Genomic DNA, 16,206 nt, shown 5'->3' on the forward strand with positions numbered 1-16,206 from the left:
GACGATGGCGTTCGGCATCGAGATGGGGCTCGGGCTCGACGGGCAGGGCATCGGCCAGCCGGCCCGCCTCGACCTGGAGGAGCTGCTCGCGACGCGCCTGCTCGTCCAGGGCAATTCCGGCTCGGGCAAGTCGCACCTGCTGCGCCGCCTGCTGGAGCAGAGCGCCGGCCACGTGCAGCAGGTGGTGATCGACCCCGAGGGCGACTTCGTCACTCTCGCCGAGGCGCACGGCCACCTCGTGGTGGACGGAAGCCACGGGGAGGGCGACCTGCAGGCGATCGCCGCGCGGGTGCGCGGGCACCGCGTCTCGGTGGTGCTCGACCTCGAGAGCCTCGACATGGAGGCGCAGATGCGCGCCGCCGCCGCCTTCCTCGGCGGGCTGTTCGAGGCCGAGCGGGCGCATTGGTATCCCTGCCTCGTCGTGGTCGACGAGGCGCAGATCTTCGCGCCGGCCGCCGCCGGCGACGTCTCCGACGAGGCCCGCAAGATCGCGCTCGGTGCGATGACCAACCTGATGTGCCGCGGGCGCAAGCGGGGCTTGGCCGGCATCATCGCGACGCAGCGGCTGGCCAAGCTCGCCAAGAACGTCGCGGCCGAGGCCACCAACTTCCTGATGGGGCGCACCTTCCTCGACATCGACATGGCGCGGGCCGCCGACCTGCTCGGCCTCGACCGGCGAGGCGCGGAGCGTTTCCGCGACCTGGCGCGGGGCGAGTTCGTGGCGCTCGGGCCGGCGCTGAGCCGCCGTCCGCTCGCTCTCCGCATCGGTCCGGTCACCACCTCGTCGCGCGCGGCCTCGCCGACCCTGATCCCGCTGCCGCAGGCGGCGGACGCGGACCTGCGCGCCCAGATCCTGGCGCCGGCCGAAGCCGGCTTCGCCTACCCGACGCGGGCGTCTCGGGCGCCGGCGACGCCGCGCGTCAGCCCCGCCGACCTGATGCGGGAGCTCGCCGCCCACCGTCCGGAGCCGGCCGCCGCCCCGCCCGTGCTCGACGAGGCCGAGAACCGGGCCGGCTGCGAGGCGATCCTGCGTGGGCTGGTCGCCGAGCCCGAGGCCGGGCGCCAGTCCGTCGCCGTGGTCTACCAGGACTTCCTGGTCCGCTGCCGGATGCGCGGCCTCGACGGCGAGCGCGTCGGGCTCCAGGCCTTCCGCCGGTCCCTGAGCGTGGCACGGGCCGGGATCGATGCGGCGCCCGCCGCGACCGACGGGGACGAACGCTGGACGCGGGCGCAGGAGGCCGCCGCCGGGATGCCGGAGGAGGTCCAGGGCCTGTTCCTGCTGCTGGCGCGGGCGGCGCTCGCGGGCGAGCCCTGTCCCGGCGATGCGGCGCTGGCCCGGGCCATCGGCAGCCGCTCGCCCGGCCGCGCCCGGCGCCTGCTCGGCTACATGGAAAGCCGCAACGCCATCGTCTGCCGCGTGGACTTCTCGAAGAACCGCATCATCGCCCTGCCGGCGCTCGGCTGCGAGACCGCACCGGGCGACCCGAAGGCGGACGTCGCCGAGCCGGCGGCGGCGGACGCCCCCGATCCCGGGGCTAGCTGGGGGCTGTTCGCGGCGGAGTGAGGGTTTTGCCGCGAACGCGAGACGCTTCGGGTCAGCCTGCGCTGAGCCGCATCAGCTCCGCGATCAGGGTCCTCGACGACTCCGCGACGCTCAGCCCGTCGGTGACCAAGGTCATGTCGGGGTCGAGCGGCGCCTCGTAGGGCGCCGAGATCCCCGTGAAGTTCGGGATCGTGCCGGCCCGCGCCCTGTCGTACAGGCCCTTCGGGTCGCGCGCCTCGCACACCGCCAGCGAGGTGTCGATGAAGACCTCCAGGAACGGGATGTCGCCCGCGATCTGCCGCGCCGTCGCGCGCTCGGCGCGGAACGGCGAGATCAGCGACACGATCACCACCAGTCCCGCCTCCGCCATCAGGCGCGCGGTCTCGGCCGCCCGCCGGATGTTCTCGGCGCGATCGGCCGCGGTGAACCCGAGGTCGCGGTTGAGGCCGTGGCGCAGGTTGTCGCCGTCGAGCACCATGGCGTGCCGCCCCGCCTCGGTGAGCGAGCGGTCGACGGCGTTGGCGATGCTCGACTTGCCCGCCCCCGACAGCCCGGTGAACCAGGCGATGGCCGGGCGCTGGCTCAGGCTGCGCCAGCGCGTCTCGCGGGGCTGAAGGGTCTGCCAGGTCAGGTTGTCGGCGCGGTGCGACGGGTCGGGCAACGGCACAATCCTCGGGCCAGCTCTCGCATCCCCCCGCCCCCTCGGGGATCCGCTCGCGCGATGCCTAGCCGGAACCGCGTCGGAACGGAACCCGTCGATCACGCTCGCGTGAACGATGGCTCCGCCACCGGGGCGGCCTTGGGGATCGCCCTCGGCCGACCCTCGTCGTCGATCGCGACGAAGGTGAAGGTCGCCGACGTCACCTTCTCGCGCACCTGCGTCCGGAAGCGCCGCGCCCAGGCCTCGACCTCGATCTTCATCGAGGTGCGCCCGACATGCCCGATCCGGGTGTAGACGCAGAGCACGTCGCCGATCCGCACCGGGCGGATGAAGGTCATGGCGTCCAGGGCCACGGTGACCACGCGGCCCTCGGCCCGGTCGACCCCGGCGATGCCGCCGGCCTGGTCCATCTGCGACAGCACCCAGCCGCCGAAGATGTCGCCGTTGGCGTTGGTGTCGGCCGGCATCGCGATGGTGCGCACCGTCAGATCGCCCTGCGGTTCCTCGGCGCTGTCCCGGTCCATGCGGTCCTGTTCCTTGGCGCGAAGCGCACCGACGCGCTCGGGGCGCGGCGCCGATTATGCGCGAACGCCGCGATGTCGAAAGGGGTCAGGGCATCAGGCCGGCGAGTTTCAGGCCGGCCGCCAGGAAGACGGCGGCGGCGCAGACCAGGCATTCGAGCGGGATCGATTGCCAGAGGTCGCGCGCGACCACCTCGCGCGTCGCGATATCGTCCATGGGGCGTTCCTCCCGGGCGGACCGATCTGATGCCGGCCGTCCCGAACGCGAGACCCTACACCGGATAGCGCGCGAACGCAGCCCGCTTGCCCAAGTCATGAAAAAACCCGACGGCCCCAAGGGCCGCCGGGTTCAGACTTCGACGCAGGCTCGCCGTGCGATCAGTAGAAGAACCGACGACGCGGGCCGTAGAAGCGGCGGCCGTAATACGGACGACGGTAGAACGGACGCGGGCCGTAGAAGCGGCGGCCGTAATACGGGCGGCGGTAGAACGGACGCGGCCCGAACCGGCGGCGGTAGAAGTACTGGGCCTTCTCGGCGACCGCGGGGGCGGCTTCCGTCTGCAGGGCGAGGCCGGGGCCGACCGGAGCGGCGGACGCGCCCTGCGGGGCGGCGGCCGCGAAGCCCAGGACGAGCAGGGCGGCCAGCAGGAATTTCCTCATCGCGGATCTCAACTCTTTCGTGGATGGGAGACGTACGAGCGGGGCTTGAGCCCGAGCCGTCGAAACGCACGAACCGCGAAAAGCGTTTCGTCGCGAAAGCCGACTTTCGGTTGTGATCAGGCGATCTGCGTCGTCATGTCGACGACCTTCGCGGTCTCGCTCTGACGGACCAGCGCGATGCCGTGCTCGCAATCCTCGCGGCGAACGTAGCCCTCGCCCGAATCGGCGACGACGTTGCCGTTCTGCGCCCGCAGGCGCCAGCGCCAATGGCCCGGCGCATCGCGGTAGATCTCGAATCGCATCGGGGCTGCTCCTGTCTCGATGCCGTCGAGATGGGGCGCGGGACGACCGCCGGCAATGCTCCCGCGCAGGCGGCAGGACACCGGATACGAAAAAGCAGAAGGCCGCCCCGGGTATCCGGGGCGGCCTTCTCGATCAGGTCAGGAAGCGAGCTGGCTCAGGAGCGCGGGCTGCGGTCGAGCCAGCCGATGGCACGGCCCTCGCCGCCGCCGTTGCCGCCGCCGCCGCTGCGCGGACGGTTGTTGGCGGGCTGGCGCGGACGATCGCCGGCGGCGCGCTCGGGGCGCGGGCCGTTGCTCGGGCGCTCGCCCTGCGGGCGGGCGTTGCGGGTGTCGGGCTGGCGGGCGCCGTCGGGACGACCCGGGCCGCGGCCGGCCTCGGCGGTGCGGTTGCCGCCGCCGAACGGGCGGCCTTGGCCGGGACGACCGCCGGGCGCCTGGCCCGGCCGGCCACCGGGACGCTGGCCCGGACGGCCGCCGCCGGGGCGCTGGCCGCGGGTGTCGGGACGGCGCTCCTCGGCCTGGGCGATCTCGGCCGCCTCCTGGCGCGAAGGCGGGGTGAAGCCCTCGGGGAAGGGGGCGACGGGGATGCGCTGGCGGGTGATGCGCTCGATGTCGCGCAGGTACGCCTTCTCCTCGTCGTTGCAGAACGAGATCGCGAGCCCGTCCGCGCCAGCGCGCGCGGTGCGGCCGATGCGGTGGACGTAGCTCTCGGGCACGTTCGGCAGGTCGAAGTTGACGACGTGGCTCACCGCCTCGACGTCGATGCCGCGCGCGGCGATGTCGGTCGCCACCAGCACGCGGCACTGCCCGTCCTTGAAGGCGGCCAGCGCGCGCTCGCGCTGCGGCTGGGACTTGTTGCCGTGGATGGCGGAGGCCGCGGTGCCGACCTTCTCGAGGCCGCGCACGACGCGGTCGGCGCCGTGCTTGGTCCGGGTGAAGACCAGCACGCGCTCGATCTTCGGATCGCGCAGGATGTGGGCGAGCAGCGCCTGCTTGGCGCCGGTATGGGCGAAGATCACCTGCTGCTCGACGCGCTCGGCGGTGGTGGCCACCGGCGTGACGGCGACCTGGACCGGATCGCGCAGGTACTGGTCGGCGAGGCCGGCGATGTTCTTCGGCATGGTCGCCGAGAAGAACAGGCTCTGGCGCTTGGCCGGCAGCATCTTCACGATGCGCTTGAGCGCATGGATGAAGCCGAGGTCGAGCATCTGGTCGGCCTCGTCGAGGACGAGGATCTCGACGCCTTCCAGCGTCAGCGAGCGGCGGTCGACGAGGTCGATCAGCCGGCCCGGGGTGGCGACGAGGATGTCGACGCCCGGCGCCAGCGCCCGCTCCTGGCGGCCGATGGTGACGCCGCCGAACACGACGGTGTTGGTCAGCGGCAGGTGCCGGCCGTAATCGGAGAAGCTCTCGGCGATCTGGTTGGCAAGCTCGCGGGTCGGCGAGAGCACCAGCACCCGGCAGCCGCGACGCGGCGCATGGCGCTTCTCGAGGCTCAGGCGGTGCAGGATCGGCAGAGCGAAGGCGGCGGTCTTGCCGGTGCCGGTCTGGGCGATGCCGCAGAGGTCGCGGCCTTCCATCGCCGGGCGGATCGCCTGCGACTGGATCGGGGTTGGGGTGTGGTAGCCGGCCTCTTCGAGCGCCTTCAGCACGGGCTGGGCGAGGCCGAAATCGGTGAACTGGGTCAAGATGTTACTTCTCAGGCAGCCGGATCGCGAGCGCGGGCCCGGCTCGTGTCGAGCGGCGCCGCCAAGTACGGAGAGAGATGCGATCCGTAGAGCAGGAGGCTGCCCGCGTGATGGGGCGGCCCGGGTGCATGCACGTTATGAAGAGAGGGGCCGGACATTCGGAGAGGCGCGATCCGCGCCGTCCCTCGTATCCGTCACGCAGCCCTCTCAAGCGGACCCGTCTGTCGGCCGCTGACGCTGCCCTCGGGCTATGCGCCTTCGCGGTTGCGAAGTCAACGGCCGGTCAACCGTCGCCGCATTGCGGGATGGACGCGGCGCCACGGCCGGTGCAGCGTCCGCCGATGCCGTCCCGTTCCCCCGCCCACCCGCTCGCCCGAGCCATCCCGCACCGGAGCGGATCGGTCCCGTTCCGGAGGCACCGGGCCGTCCGGCCGCCCGGCGGTCGCGGATGATCGCCCACCACACCGCGATCTACGTCGGCTCCCGCGGCTTCGCCGCAGCGATCAACCTCGGTTCGGTCGCGGTGTTCACGCGTCTCGCGCCGCCGGAGAGCTACGGCACCTACCTCTACATCCTGTCCTGGTCGCTGGTGCTCTACGGAGCCACCTGCCAATGGCCGAAATTCGCGTTCTTCGCCCTGTACGACGAGGCGAGCGAGGGCGCGCAGGTCGGCACGGTCCTGCGCATCCTGCTGTGCACGCTGGCGCTGGCCGCGATCGGAAGCGCGCTCGCGGTGGCGCTCCACGTCGTGTCGCCGCGGATCGCGGCGGCGATCGTCGCGCTCGCCTTCGGCACGACCCTGTTCGAGGGCGCCACCGAGATCGCGCGCACACGGCTGCAGGCCGTCGCGGTGGCGATGTCGGTCGTCCTGCGCGGAATCCTGATCCTCGGCCTCGGCAGCGCGGTGCTGATGGTGTCGGGCGACGCCGTCCATCTCGCGCTGGCCGTGGCGACCGCCTACGCGCTGTCGTCGGTCCCGGCCGCCGCGACGGTGGTCCCGCTGATGCCGGGCCGCGGCAGCCGGGCGGAGGCGCTGCGCCTCATCGCCTACGGCTGGCCGCTGGTGCTGTCCTTCGGCATCGCGGCTCTGGCCCAGGTGGTCGACCGGCTGATCATCGTGAAGACCGTCGGGCCGGAGCATCTCGGCGCCTACGGCGCGATCGCCGACTTCCTGAAGCAGAGCTTCGTCGTGTTCGGCGAGGCGCTGGCCCTCTCGCTGATCTCGATCGCCAAGCGCGAGGCGCGCGCCGGGGGGATGCCGGCGGCGACCGCGGTGCTGTGCGACGCCGCCCGCGCGATGGCGCTGGTCGCGGCCTTCGGCGCCGCGTTCTACCTCAACTTCGACGGGGTCGTCGTCTCGGTCCTGCTCGGGCCGGACTATCGCGACCAGGCGCGGGCGCTGGCCCCGGTGCTGATCCTGGCCAGCGTGCTGATGATGTTCCGCGCCTACTATTTCGGGCAGATCATCTACTTCACGCAGTCGAGCCGCCTCGAGGCCGTGGCCTCGACGGCGACCCTGGTGACGGTGAGCGTGCTCTCGCTGGCGCTGATCCCGCATCTCGGCGTCGCCGGCGCGGCGATCGCCGTCGCGGCGGGTCAGGCCGCGGCCTGCCTCGTGTTCATCCTCGGGGCGAACCGGCACGGGTCCGGCCTGCCGGCGATGCCGCTTCCGCTGGCCGACATCGCCGGCATCGCGGCGATCGCCGTGGCGACCGGCCTCGTCCCGGCGGCCCTCGCCTGGCTCCCGGGCGGGGAGGGCGCCCCGGCGCAGATCCTGCGCTTCGCCGTGCTGGCCCTCGGCTTCCTCGCGGCCGCGTGGCGCTACGACGTGGTCGGCATCGCCGGCGTGGTGCGGCGGCGCCTGCATCGGGTCGCCGGATGAGGGCGGGTGCGACGGCCAGGATGCCGGGCGGGCTGTACGCCGCCCTGCGCCCGCTCGATCCGGCAGCGCCCGGCGTCGCGGCCTGGCGCGCGCTCGGCGCGAAGGCCTGCGTCGCCAACCCGTTCTACGAGGCCGACTACGCGCTGCCGGCGGCCGGGGCCTTCGGCGACGGCGTTCGGCTCCTGATCGTCGCCGACCGGCCGCCGGACGAGCCCGGCGCGCGATGGCTCGCCCTGTGGCCGTTCCGGATCTCGCGCATCCGCTGGGGCCTGCCGCTGCCGGTCCTGATCGGCTGGACGCACGGTTTCTGCCCCTTGGGCATGCCGCTGCTCGACGCCGCCGAGCCCGACCGCGCCCTCGCCGGGCTGCTCGATGCGCCCAGGGCGCTCGGGCTGCCGCCGCGGCTGCTGCTGCTCAACGCGCCGGCGGATGGCCGCTTCGCGGATCTGCTGGCGGCGCGGACGGGGCGGCGCGATGCCGCCTACTGGGCGCATGCCCGCGGCTCCCTCGACCTCGCCGGCCTGACGCCGGAGGCGCGCACGGGCTATCTCGGCCACGTCAGCGGCAGGAGCCGGCGCAAGCTGCGGCTCGCGCGCGAGCGCCTGGAGGCCGGCGGTGCGGTGGTGCTCGAGACGATCGCCGATCCGGCCGCGCTGATCGACGCGCTCGACGACTACGTCGCCCTCGAGACCGCCGGCTGGAAGGGCCGGGCCGGGACCGCCCTCGGCCGGCGCCCGGCCGAGGCCGCGTTCCTGCGCGGGATGGTCGCCGGGTTCGGCGCCCAGGGCCGGATCCGGATCTTGCGCCTGCGCCGCGATCGCCGCACGCTCGCCGCCGCGATCCTCCCGCGAAGCGGTCACGAGGATTTCGTCCTGAAGATCTCCTACGACGAGGCGGAGGCCGCCGCCGCGCCGGGCGTCCAGCTCGTCCATCGCCTCACCGAGGCCGCGCTGCGGGACGGCGCGATCGCGCGGATCGATTCCTGCGCCGCCCCGGACTACCGCCTCGCCGAGATGTTCTGGACCGGGCGCCGGGCGATCGCGCACCGGTTGGTCGAGGCCTCGCCCGACCCGCTCTTCGCGCTCGCGGCCGCGCTGGAGCGTGCCCGCGAGCGCTATGCCAAGTGGCGGGCCCGTTAGAGCGTTGCGGCGGCGGCGCATTGCCTCCAGGGTCACGCGGTCCAGTTTGCCACGGCAAGAGACTCGAAGCTCGACCGGGAGGATCCGATTTCCAACGCCCCTGCCGCCCGCGCCGCCGATCCGTCCGAGAAACCGGATCGCCACGCCCCGAAGCCGCCCGAGCTGATGTCGCCCTGGCGCACGGATGCGCGCGTCGCGCTCCAGGCCGAGGCCCGCGCCTTCGCCCGCGACGTGGTGATGCCGCTCGCCGACGCGCTCGACCCGCAGAAGGCCGAGATGCCGCGCTCGCTCATCGCCGCGATGGCCGAGAAGGGCTGGTTCGGCCTGACGATCCCGGCCGAGCACGGCGGCATGGGGCTCGGGGTGTTCGAGTACTGCCTCGTCTCGGAGGAACTCGCGCGGGCGTGGCTCTCGGTCGGCAGCATCCTGGCGCGGGGGCAGGGGCTCGGCACGCAGGTGCTCGACGACGCCCGCCGCGCCGACCTGCTGGCGCGGTCGGCGCGGGGCGAATGGATCGGCGGCATCGCCCTCTCCGAGCCGGGAGCCGGCTCGGACCTGGCCGGCGTGCAGACGCGGGCGGTGCGCGAGGGCGACCATTGGGTGCTGACCGGGACCAAGCGCTGGGCGGGCTTCGCGCGCGCGGCCGACTTCATCGAGGTTCTGGCCCGGACCCGCGATCCGGAGCCCGGCGAATCGCGCTCGGCCGGGCTCGAGCCGTTCCTGGTGGTCAAGCCGCCGGGTGAGTTCCCCGAGGGCATGACCGGGCACGTCATCGACAAGATCGGCTATCACGGCTTCCTGACGTTCCAGCTCGAGCTCGAGGGGGTGCGCGTCCCCGAGAGCGACCGCCTCACCGGCCTCTACGGCGACGGCGGCGCGGACGCGGATTCCGGCGGCTTCGCCTCGGTGCAGCGCGGCCTCAACATCGCCCGCGTCCACACCGCGGCCCGCGCCGTCGGCGTCGCGCGCGCGGCGGTCGAGGACACCCAGGCCTACCTTCAGGAGCGCGTGCAGTTCGGCCACCCGATCGGCGACTTCCAGGCGCTGCGCTTCGCGCTCGCCGACATGGCGGCCGAGGTGGCGCAGGCGCGCGCCTTCTGGTGCCAGGTCGCCCATCTCCTCGACCAGGGCGAGGCGGCCGAGAGCGAGTCCGCCATGGTGAAGCTGCTGGCCACCGAGATGGCGGTGCGCGTCACCAACCAGGCGATGCAGCTCCACGGCGGCAACGGCTACACCACCGAGCGGCGGGTCGAGCGCTATTGGCGCGACGCGCGGCTGACGACGATCTTCGAGGGCACCAGCGAGATCCAGCGCCGCATCATCAGCGACCGGATGCTGCCGAAGGCCTGACGCCCGCACGGCGACCGCCCGCCCCCGCACGCGTGTGCGAGGCGCGACCGTCGGCGAGGCGGCCTGCCGGACGCGCTTGCGGCGGGCGGACGCCCTTCTGTGCGCGGGGACGACAACATCGAACTCGCCGACGCCGACGGCTCCGTCGGCGTCCGGGCGTCCAGGGGTGCGTTCCGGGGCCTCGTCGAGGATCGGCCGTGAGACGTTTCGCAACGATGCGGTGGTGCAGGGCCCCCAGCGCGGTGCCGGCCATCGCGGACCGCGATCGATCGGGCGCGCCTGTCATGAATGCCGGCTCGGGACATTCTCGCCCCTGCAATCGTTTGCGGGACGACGCTCGCGCGTGACCTGAAACCCGCCGCGCGCTGCCGCTCACCCTCAGGGTTGGGCTGCCGGTGCCCGCTCGCCGGCGCGGGCCCGGGCCAGGGTCCGGCCGAGGCGCTGGGCCATCTGGTCGCGCAGGGCCTCGGCGACCTCGATGTCGACGAGCCGCCAGGTCCAGCCGCGCAGGCGCAGGCGCACCCGCAGCTGCTGCGCCCGCGGCGCGTCCGGCGGGATCGCGATCACGGCGGTGCGGAAGCCGCGCATCTCCGAGGCGATCCAGAACGGAAACACCCGCCCAATGCGATCCAACCTGAGCCCGGACGGCTTCACCCCGTCGGGACGCGGGATGTCGAGGCTCTGCGGCCAGCCGTCGTCGAGCAGGTCGAGCACGGTCTCGGGCGTCACCATCGATTCCGCGAGCGCCAGCGCCACGCCGACCGCCGCCTCGTTGAGGCGCTGGCGATCCTTGGCATCGAGGGTCGGATCGTTGTCCGACGCCGAGCGCAGGGCGGCGGTGGTCTGCCGGACCAGCGACAGCCGCAGCGTGCGAAAGTTGGCATGCTGCTGGACGAACGCGACGTCGTGCGCCCTCACCGCCCGTGCGAAGTCGTAGAGCGTCCAGAGCGGCGTCAGGGTGAAGGCGAACCAGCCGAGCACCGCGACGAGGGGAAACACCCACCAGCGCATCGCCCAGCCTATCGCCCGGCCGCCGCGCTCACGCGCCGACCGACCACGCGTGCAGCGGCGCGAAGGCCGCGACGACGCCCTCGTAGACCGGCCGCTTGAACGGCACGATCAGCCCCGGCAGCTCCGCGAACGGCACCCAGCGCCACGCGTCGAACTCGGCCTTGTGGGCACCGCCGCCGGGACGCTCGACGTCGATCGCGTCGTCGTCCCCAAGGAACCCGAAGGCGAACCAGCGCTGCGTCTGACCGCGGTAGCGGCCGCGCCAGGCCTGCTTTCGCACATCGGGCGGCAAATCGTAGGACAGCCAATCCGGCGCCTCGGCGAGCAGCCGGACCGAGGCCGCGCCGACGTTGGTCTCCTCGTGAAGCTCGCGCAGGGCTGCGGCCTGCGGCGCCTCGCCGTCGTCGATCCCGCCCTGCGGCATCTGCCAGGCGAGGTCGCCCGCGACGTGCTCGGGGCCCGCCTCCGGCTTGCGGCGACCGACGAAGACGAGCCCGGCGCGGTTGATCAGGGTGACCCCGACGCAGGGGCGATAGGGCAGGCTCTCGCCCGGATCGCGGGATTCGGTGTCGCTCTTCATCGGCCGCGACCATAGGGAGGGCCAACCGGCGCGGCAACGTCGGGAAACACGATATCGGCAGCGCCCGATCGCGGCAGCCGCCGGGCTCAGTCCGCCTTCGTCACCCGCACCGCCTTCGCGCCGCGGAGCGCCACGCTCGCCGGCACGAGGCGGATGCCGCGGCCCTCGAGCTCGCGGCTCCAGCGCGCGATCCGCTCGATCGTCATCGGCTGGGCGCTGCCCGAAGCGAGGGCGAAGCCGTTGGCGCGGGCCTGCGCTTCGAGCCGGGCGAGCTCGCGATCGATCGCCTCCGGGCGCGGCACCGCGTCGAAGACGATCTCGGCGCGGGCCGCCGGCACCTTGGTCTTGCCGAGCAGGTCCGCGGGCACGCCGCGCGCGTTGGTGCCGTCGTCGAGGAAGCCGAGCCCGCGGGTGGCGATGTCGCGCAGGACCGGCTCGAACGCGACCGCGTCGGCCATGAACTTGGCTCCCATGAAGTTCGTGACGCCGACATAGCCCGAGAACCGGCTCATCACCCAGGCGAGGCGGTCGGCGTTCTCGGATCCCTTGGCGGCGGTGAGCAGGCCCTGCGGGCCGGGATCGCTGTCGGGGTAGTCGAACGGCTCCATCGGCGCCTGGAGCAGGATCTCGTGGCCGAAGGCGCGGGCCCGCGCCGCGCTGCGCTCGGCATCGGCGCCGTAGGGGGAGAAGGCGAGGCTGACGGCGGGCGGCAGCTTGACGATCGCGCTCGCGGTGGCGGCCTGGCCGACGCCGAGGCCGGTGAGCAGGATCGCGATGCGCGGCCCGCTGCCGGGCTCCTCGGAGCGTGCGTAGACGTCGAGCGGGCGGATGCGGCCGTCGCCGAGCTTGGGCAGGACGCCGTGGCGGCCACGCTCGGTCAGGCGCGGGTCGGGGGCGGGCGCGAGCTTGGGCGCATCGGCCTGGGGCACGCGGATCACCACCGCCTCGGCCGGCGCGGCCGACCCGCCGGCCCGCACCACGGTGACGCCGGAGGCCGACTCGACCTCGACGGCGCTGCTCTGGAGCTTCGATGCCGGCGCCGGCTCGTTCGCGGCGGCGGCCTCCGGCGACGGGGGACGCCCGGCGGCGGCCATCGTCTCGCGGACGACGATGGCGACCTGGACCCGCGGCTCGCCCGCCTTCGGGTCGCCGAGCAGAAGCACGAGGCCGAGCACCGCCAGGCCGAGCCCGCCGAGACCGGCCGCGACGGCGCGCGGAGACCGGCCGAGGGTCGCGAGGCACGCGCGCAGGCGTGCCAGCGCGGCCTTCGGGCCGGGGGCGGGGACGTCGACCCCGAGGGGACGCGTCAAGATATCGTCGGACGAGTCGGTCACTGGCCCTCGGAACTGGCGGGGCCGCCGGAGAATCGCCGGTCGCGGCAAGGCAGCCCCGCCGTCATTGCCGGCCGCCATGGTTAATTTTTCGTAAGAGCGGCCTTCGGTCCTAGAGCCTGTTCCGTGATCACCGGATCACGGAACAGGCTCGCTCTCGTTGTGTGGTCGCGCTCTCGTCACGCGAGCCGGGATCCGCCGCGCTCGAAACGGCTCGCAACGCGCGCACGGGCGCCATGCGAAGAACCCCGCCCGGCACGCGCCGGACGGGGTTCTCGCCGTGTCGTCGATCCCGGACGGGATCAGTTCGGCATCGTCGGCTTCTGGGCGTTCGCGGCGCCCTTCTGGATGCCGTGGAGGAAGTCGACGGCGGCGGTGAGCTGCTTGTCCTTGGCGGGATCCGGCGGGACGTAGGCCGACGAGCCGCCGCGCTCCTCGACGTCCTTCTGCTTGAGGTGGCCCTTCAGGCCGGCCTCGCCCTTGGTCTCGTCCTTGCCCTTGAGCTCGTCCGGGACCTCCTGCAGCACCTCGACGTCGGGCTCGATGCCCTTGGCCTGGATCGAGCGGCCGGACGGCGTGTAGTAGCGCGCCGTGGTGAGGCGCAGCGCGCCCGAGCCGCCGAGCGGAATGATCGACTGCACCGAGCCCTTGCCGAAGGAGCGCGTGCCGAGGATGGTCGCGCGCTTGTGATCCTGCAGGGCGCCGGCGACGATCTCGGAGGCCGAGGCCGCGCCGCCGTTGACGAGCACCACCACCGGCTTGCCCTTGGTGATGTCGCCGGCCTTGGCCGAGAAGCGCTGGGTCTCGTCCGGGTTGCGGCCGCGGGTCGAGACGATCTCGCCGCGGTCGAGGAACGCGTCGGAGACCATCACCGCCTGGTCGAGCAGGCCGCCCGGGTTGTTGCGCAGGTCGATCACGTAGCCCTTGATCTTGTCCTGCCCGATGTCGGTCGAGAGCTTGTCCACGGCAGCCTTGAGGCCGTCGTAGGTCTGCTCGTTGAACTGCGTCAGGCGGATGTAGCCGATGTCGGCCCCCTCGACGCGCGAGCGTACGGGCTTGATCTTGATCACGTCGCGGTTGAGCGTGACCTCGATCGGGTCCTTGGCCTCCTTGCGGGTGATCTTGAGCTTCACCGGCGAGTTCACCGGGCCGCGCATCTTGTCGACCGCCTGGTTCAGGGTCAGGCCCTGGACCTGGTCGTCGTCGATCTGGGTGATGATGTCGTTCGAGAGCAGCCCCGCCTTCGAGGCCGGGGTGTCGTCGATCGGGGTCACGACCTTGATCAGGCCGTCCTCCATCGTGACCTCGATGCCGAGCCCGCCGAACTCGCCGCGGGTCGTGGTCTGCATGTCGCGGAACGCCTTGGCGTCCATGTAGCTCGAATGCGGGTCGAGCGAGGTCAGCATGCCGTTGACGGCCGCCTCGATCATCTTCGCCTCGTCCGGCTTCTCGACGTAATCGGTGCGGACCTTCTCGAACACGTCGCCGAACAGGCTGAGCTGGCGGTAGGTCTCGGCGGAGGCCGCCACGGCGCGCGGACCCGACAGGAAGTCGGTCTGCGTCGCGACCATCGACGTGCCTGCTCCCAGGAACGCGCCGAGCATGATGAGGGACGTCTTGCGCATTATCCGCGAACCTTCTCGCTGGGGCTTTTCGCCCACCAAGGCTCCGGATCGATGGAGCCGCCGTCCTTCTTGAATTCCACGTACAGGATCGGATCGCTGCCGTCGCCGCTCATCACCGGCTGGACCGCACTTCCCTCGCCCATGTTACCGACCGGCTCGCCCGCGAGCACGAATTGGCCGACCTCGACCGAGATCTGGTCCATCCCGGCCAGCAGAAGATAGTAGCCATCGCCGGCGTTGATGATCAAGAGTCGTCCGTACGACCGGAACGGCCCGGCGAACTGCACCCAGCCGTCGGCGGGAGAGGACACCACGGCCTTCGCGCGGGTGGCGAGCGAAATGCCGCGCGTCATCCCGCCGTTGCCGTCGGGCTGGTTGAAGCCGCGCAGCAGGCGGCCGCTGACCGGGCGCGGCACGTCCCCCCGGGCGTCGACGAACTTCACCTTCGGGGCGAGCTTAGCGGGGTCGCGGATGCCGGCTGCGGCGAAACGCTCCTGCGTCGCCTTCGCCTCGCGCTGCTCGGCCGCCTTGGCCTCGTCGGCGGAGCGCTTGGCGGTGGCGACCTCGCCCTCGATGCGGTCGAGGAGGTCCTTCAGGCTCCGGGCCTCCTTGGCGAGGTCGGTGGCACGGGTCCGCTCGGCGGCGAGCCCGGTCTCGACCTCCGCCTGCCGGGTCCTCCGCGCGGCGACGAGGGCCGCGAGGCGCTGCTGCTCGCGCGCCCAGCCGGCGAGGTCGTTCTGCAGGCCCTGCCGGTCGGCGGCGATCAGGCCGCGCAGGCGCACGAGCTCGGCGAGGTCGGCGGCCAGCGTGTCCACCTCGCCGCGCATCTCGGGCACGATCGCCCCGAGCAGCATCGAGGTGCGGATCACCGCCAGAACGTCTTCCGGGTTGACCAGCACCGCCGGCGGCGGGCGCCGGCCCATGCGCTGGAGCGCCGCCAGGATCTCGGCGATCACCCCGCGGCGGGCCTCGAGCGAGCGGCGGATGGCGGCCTCGCTGCCCGACAGCGTCTTGAGGCGCTCCTCCAGGCGGCTCATCCGGTCCTCGGTGGCCTGGGACTGCCGGCCGGCATCGAGGAGCGCCGCGTCGAGCTTGGCCCGGTCGCCGCCGATGCTGGCGATCTCGGACTCGAACTGCGCCTTGGCGCCCACGCTCGCGGCGAGCGCATCCTGCACCCGCTTGAGGTTGTCCACGCGGCGGTCGCGCTCGTCGATGGCGCGCTGGATGCGCTCGGCCTCGGTGACGGGCGCCGCCGCGTCCTGGGCCCGCGGACGGGCCGCGGGCAGGGCGGCGAGGGCTGCGGCGAGGACGCCCGTGGCGACCAGCCTCGTGAGGACCAGCGTCATGGCGTGCGTTTGCCGGCTCCGTTCATCAGCGCAGGTCTCATCCAGCATTGCGGCGCACGCGAGGCATTCACCCGTCGGGATCGCCGCGATGATACGGGTGGCCCGCCAGGATCGTGAGGGTGCGGTAGAGCTGCTCGAGCGCCAGCACGCGCACGATGCCGTGAGGCAGCGTCGCGGCACCGAAGGACAGGGTGAGGTCGGCCCGGGCCCGGACGGCGGCATCGAGCCCGTCGGCCCCGCCGATGGCGACCACCAGGGCCGGGCGCCCGGCATCGCGCCAGTCGCGGATGCGCTCGGCGACGCGCTCGCTCGGCAGGTCGGCGCGGCCGCGTTCGTCGTAGGCGACGAGGACGCCGCCGGCCGGCACCTGGGCGAGCAGCCCGGACGCCTCCTCGGCGCAGCGGTCGGGGGCGCGCCGCGCACGGCTCTCGACCATCTCGGCGATGTCGCAGGCGGGGAAGCCGAGGCCGCGACCGAGCTGGGCCGCACGCTCGCGGTAGCGCGCGGTCAGGTCTCGCTCGGGCCCGTTCTTGAGGCGCCCGATCGCGGCGACGAGGAGGCGCAACG

The 16,206-nt window shown here is 73.1% G+C and carries 16 protein-coding genes; 4 read left to right on the plus strand and 12 right to left on the minus strand.

Annotated elements, in window-relative coordinates:
- Positions 1 to 4 precede the first annotated feature (4 nt).
- Positions 5 to 1,564 carry an ATP-binding protein gene (locus MKK64_RS22515; protein WP_243937543.1) on the plus strand — a complete coding sequence of 520 codons (1,560 nt, stop codon included), beginning with the start codon at positions 5 to 7 and terminating at the stop codon, positions 1,562 to 1,564.
- Positions 1,565 to 1,595: 31 nt separating this feature from the next.
- Here MKK64_RS22515 and cysC read toward each other — a convergent pair whose 3' ends face one another.
- The 6 genes from cysC to MKK64_RS22540 form a co-directional block, all read right to left on the minus strand.
- Positions 1,596 to 2,204, minus strand: coding sequence for an adenylyl-sulfate kinase (cysC, locus tag MKK64_RS22520; protein WP_187275601.1), 609 nt, complete (start codon positions 2,202 to 2,204; stop codon positions 1,596 to 1,598).
- Positions 2,205 to 2,302: 98 nt separating this feature from the next.
- Positions 2,303 to 2,728: an acyl-CoA thioesterase gene (locus MKK64_RS22525; protein ID WP_243934840.1), complete on the minus strand. Its 426-nt coding sequence runs from the start codon at positions 2,726 to 2,728 to the stop codon at positions 2,303 to 2,305.
- An 85-nt stretch (positions 2,729 to 2,813) separates the two neighbouring features.
- The gene (locus tag MKK64_RS28155; protein ID WP_279593315.1) at positions 2,814 to 2,942 is read right to left on the minus strand and encodes a hypothetical protein; all 129 of its coding nucleotides are present in this window, start codon (positions 2,940 to 2,942) and stop codon (positions 2,814 to 2,816) included.
- A gap of 161 nt (positions 2,943 to 3,103) precedes the next feature.
- Positions 3,104 to 3,385: a hypothetical protein gene (locus MKK64_RS22530; protein WP_147729335.1), complete on the minus strand. Its 282-nt coding sequence runs from the start codon at positions 3,383 to 3,385 to the stop codon at positions 3,104 to 3,106.
- Positions 3,386 to 3,501: 116 nt separating this feature from the next.
- Positions 3,502 to 3,687, minus strand: a complete 186-nt coding sequence (locus tag MKK64_RS22535; RefSeq protein ID WP_243934839.1) for a YegP family protein — start codon at positions 3,685 to 3,687, stop codon at positions 3,502 to 3,504.
- A gap of 155 nt (positions 3,688 to 3,842) precedes the next feature.
- Positions 3,843 to 5,375 (minus strand): DEAD/DEAH box helicase, encoded by a 1,533-nt coding sequence (locus MKK64_RS22540; RefSeq protein WP_243934838.1) that lies wholly within the window; start codon positions 5,373 to 5,375, stop codon positions 3,843 to 3,845.
- 448 nt (positions 5,376 to 5,823) lie between these two features.
- Between MKK64_RS22540 and MKK64_RS22545 the strand changes: the two genes are divergently transcribed.
- The 3 genes from MKK64_RS22545 (at position 5,824) to MKK64_RS22555 (ending at position 9,746) form a co-directional block, all read left to right on the plus strand.
- Positions 5,824 to 7,257, plus strand: a complete 1,434-nt coding sequence (locus MKK64_RS22545; RefSeq protein ID WP_243937545.1) for a lipopolysaccharide biosynthesis protein — start codon at positions 5,824 to 5,826, stop codon at positions 7,255 to 7,257.
- 20 nt (positions 7,258 to 7,277) lie between these two features.
- Positions 7,278 to 8,396, plus strand: a complete 1,119-nt coding sequence (locus tag MKK64_RS22550; RefSeq protein WP_243937547.1) for a GNAT family N-acetyltransferase — start codon at positions 7,278 to 7,280, stop codon at positions 8,394 to 8,396.
- A gap of 165 nt (positions 8,397 to 8,561) precedes the next feature.
- The gene (locus MKK64_RS22555; protein WP_243937549.1) at positions 8,562 to 9,746 is read left to right on the plus strand and encodes an acyl-CoA dehydrogenase family protein; all 1,185 of its coding nucleotides are present in this window, start codon (positions 8,562 to 8,564) and stop codon (positions 9,744 to 9,746) included.
- 378 nt (positions 9,747 to 10,124) lie between these two features.
- Here the strand turns inward: MKK64_RS22555 and MKK64_RS22560 are convergent, their stop codons facing one another.
- From MKK64_RS22560 to rlmH, 6 genes are all read right to left on the minus strand, one after another.
- Positions 10,125 to 10,757 (minus strand): DUF2939 domain-containing protein, encoded by a 633-nt coding sequence (locus tag MKK64_RS22560; protein WP_147728798.1) that lies wholly within the window; start codon positions 10,755 to 10,757, stop codon positions 10,125 to 10,127.
- 28 nt (positions 10,758 to 10,785) lie between these two features.
- Entirely contained in the window at positions 10,786 to 11,337 is a 552-nt protein-coding gene (locus MKK64_RS22565) for an RNA pyrophosphohydrolase (protein WP_243937550.1), read from the minus strand.
- Positions 11,338 to 11,423: 86 nt separating this feature from the next.
- Positions 11,424 to 12,647: a divergent polysaccharide deacetylase family protein gene (locus MKK64_RS22570; protein ID WP_279593316.1), complete on the minus strand. Its 1,224-nt coding sequence runs from the start codon at positions 12,645 to 12,647 to the stop codon at positions 11,424 to 11,426.
- Positions 12,648 to 12,970: 323 nt separating this feature from the next.
- Positions 12,971 to 14,293, minus strand: coding sequence for a S41 family peptidase (locus MKK64_RS22575; RefSeq protein ID WP_147729525.1), 1,323 nt, complete (start codon positions 14,291 to 14,293; stop codon positions 12,971 to 12,973).
- Positions 14,293 to 15,639: a murein hydrolase activator EnvC family protein gene (locus MKK64_RS22580; RefSeq protein ID WP_243937553.1), complete on the minus strand. Its 1,347-nt coding sequence runs from the start codon at positions 15,637 to 15,639 to the stop codon at positions 14,293 to 14,295. The genes MKK64_RS22575 and MKK64_RS22580 overlap by 1 nt, the downstream gene beginning before the upstream one ends.
- 67 nt (positions 15,640 to 15,706) lie before the next feature.
- Positions 15,707 to 16,204: a 23S rRNA (pseudouridine(1915)-N(3))-methyltransferase RlmH gene (gene rlmH / locus MKK64_RS22585; protein ID WP_243937555.1), complete on the minus strand. Its 498-nt coding sequence runs from the start codon at positions 16,202 to 16,204 to the stop codon at positions 15,707 to 15,709.
- Between the last annotated feature and the right edge of the window lie 2 nt (positions 16,205 to 16,206).

Origin of the sequence: Methylobacterium sp. E-025, assembly GCF_022829705.1 — a bacterium.
Classification (GTDB): domain Bacteria; phylum Pseudomonadota; class Alphaproteobacteria; order Rhizobiales; family Beijerinckiaceae; genus Methylobacterium.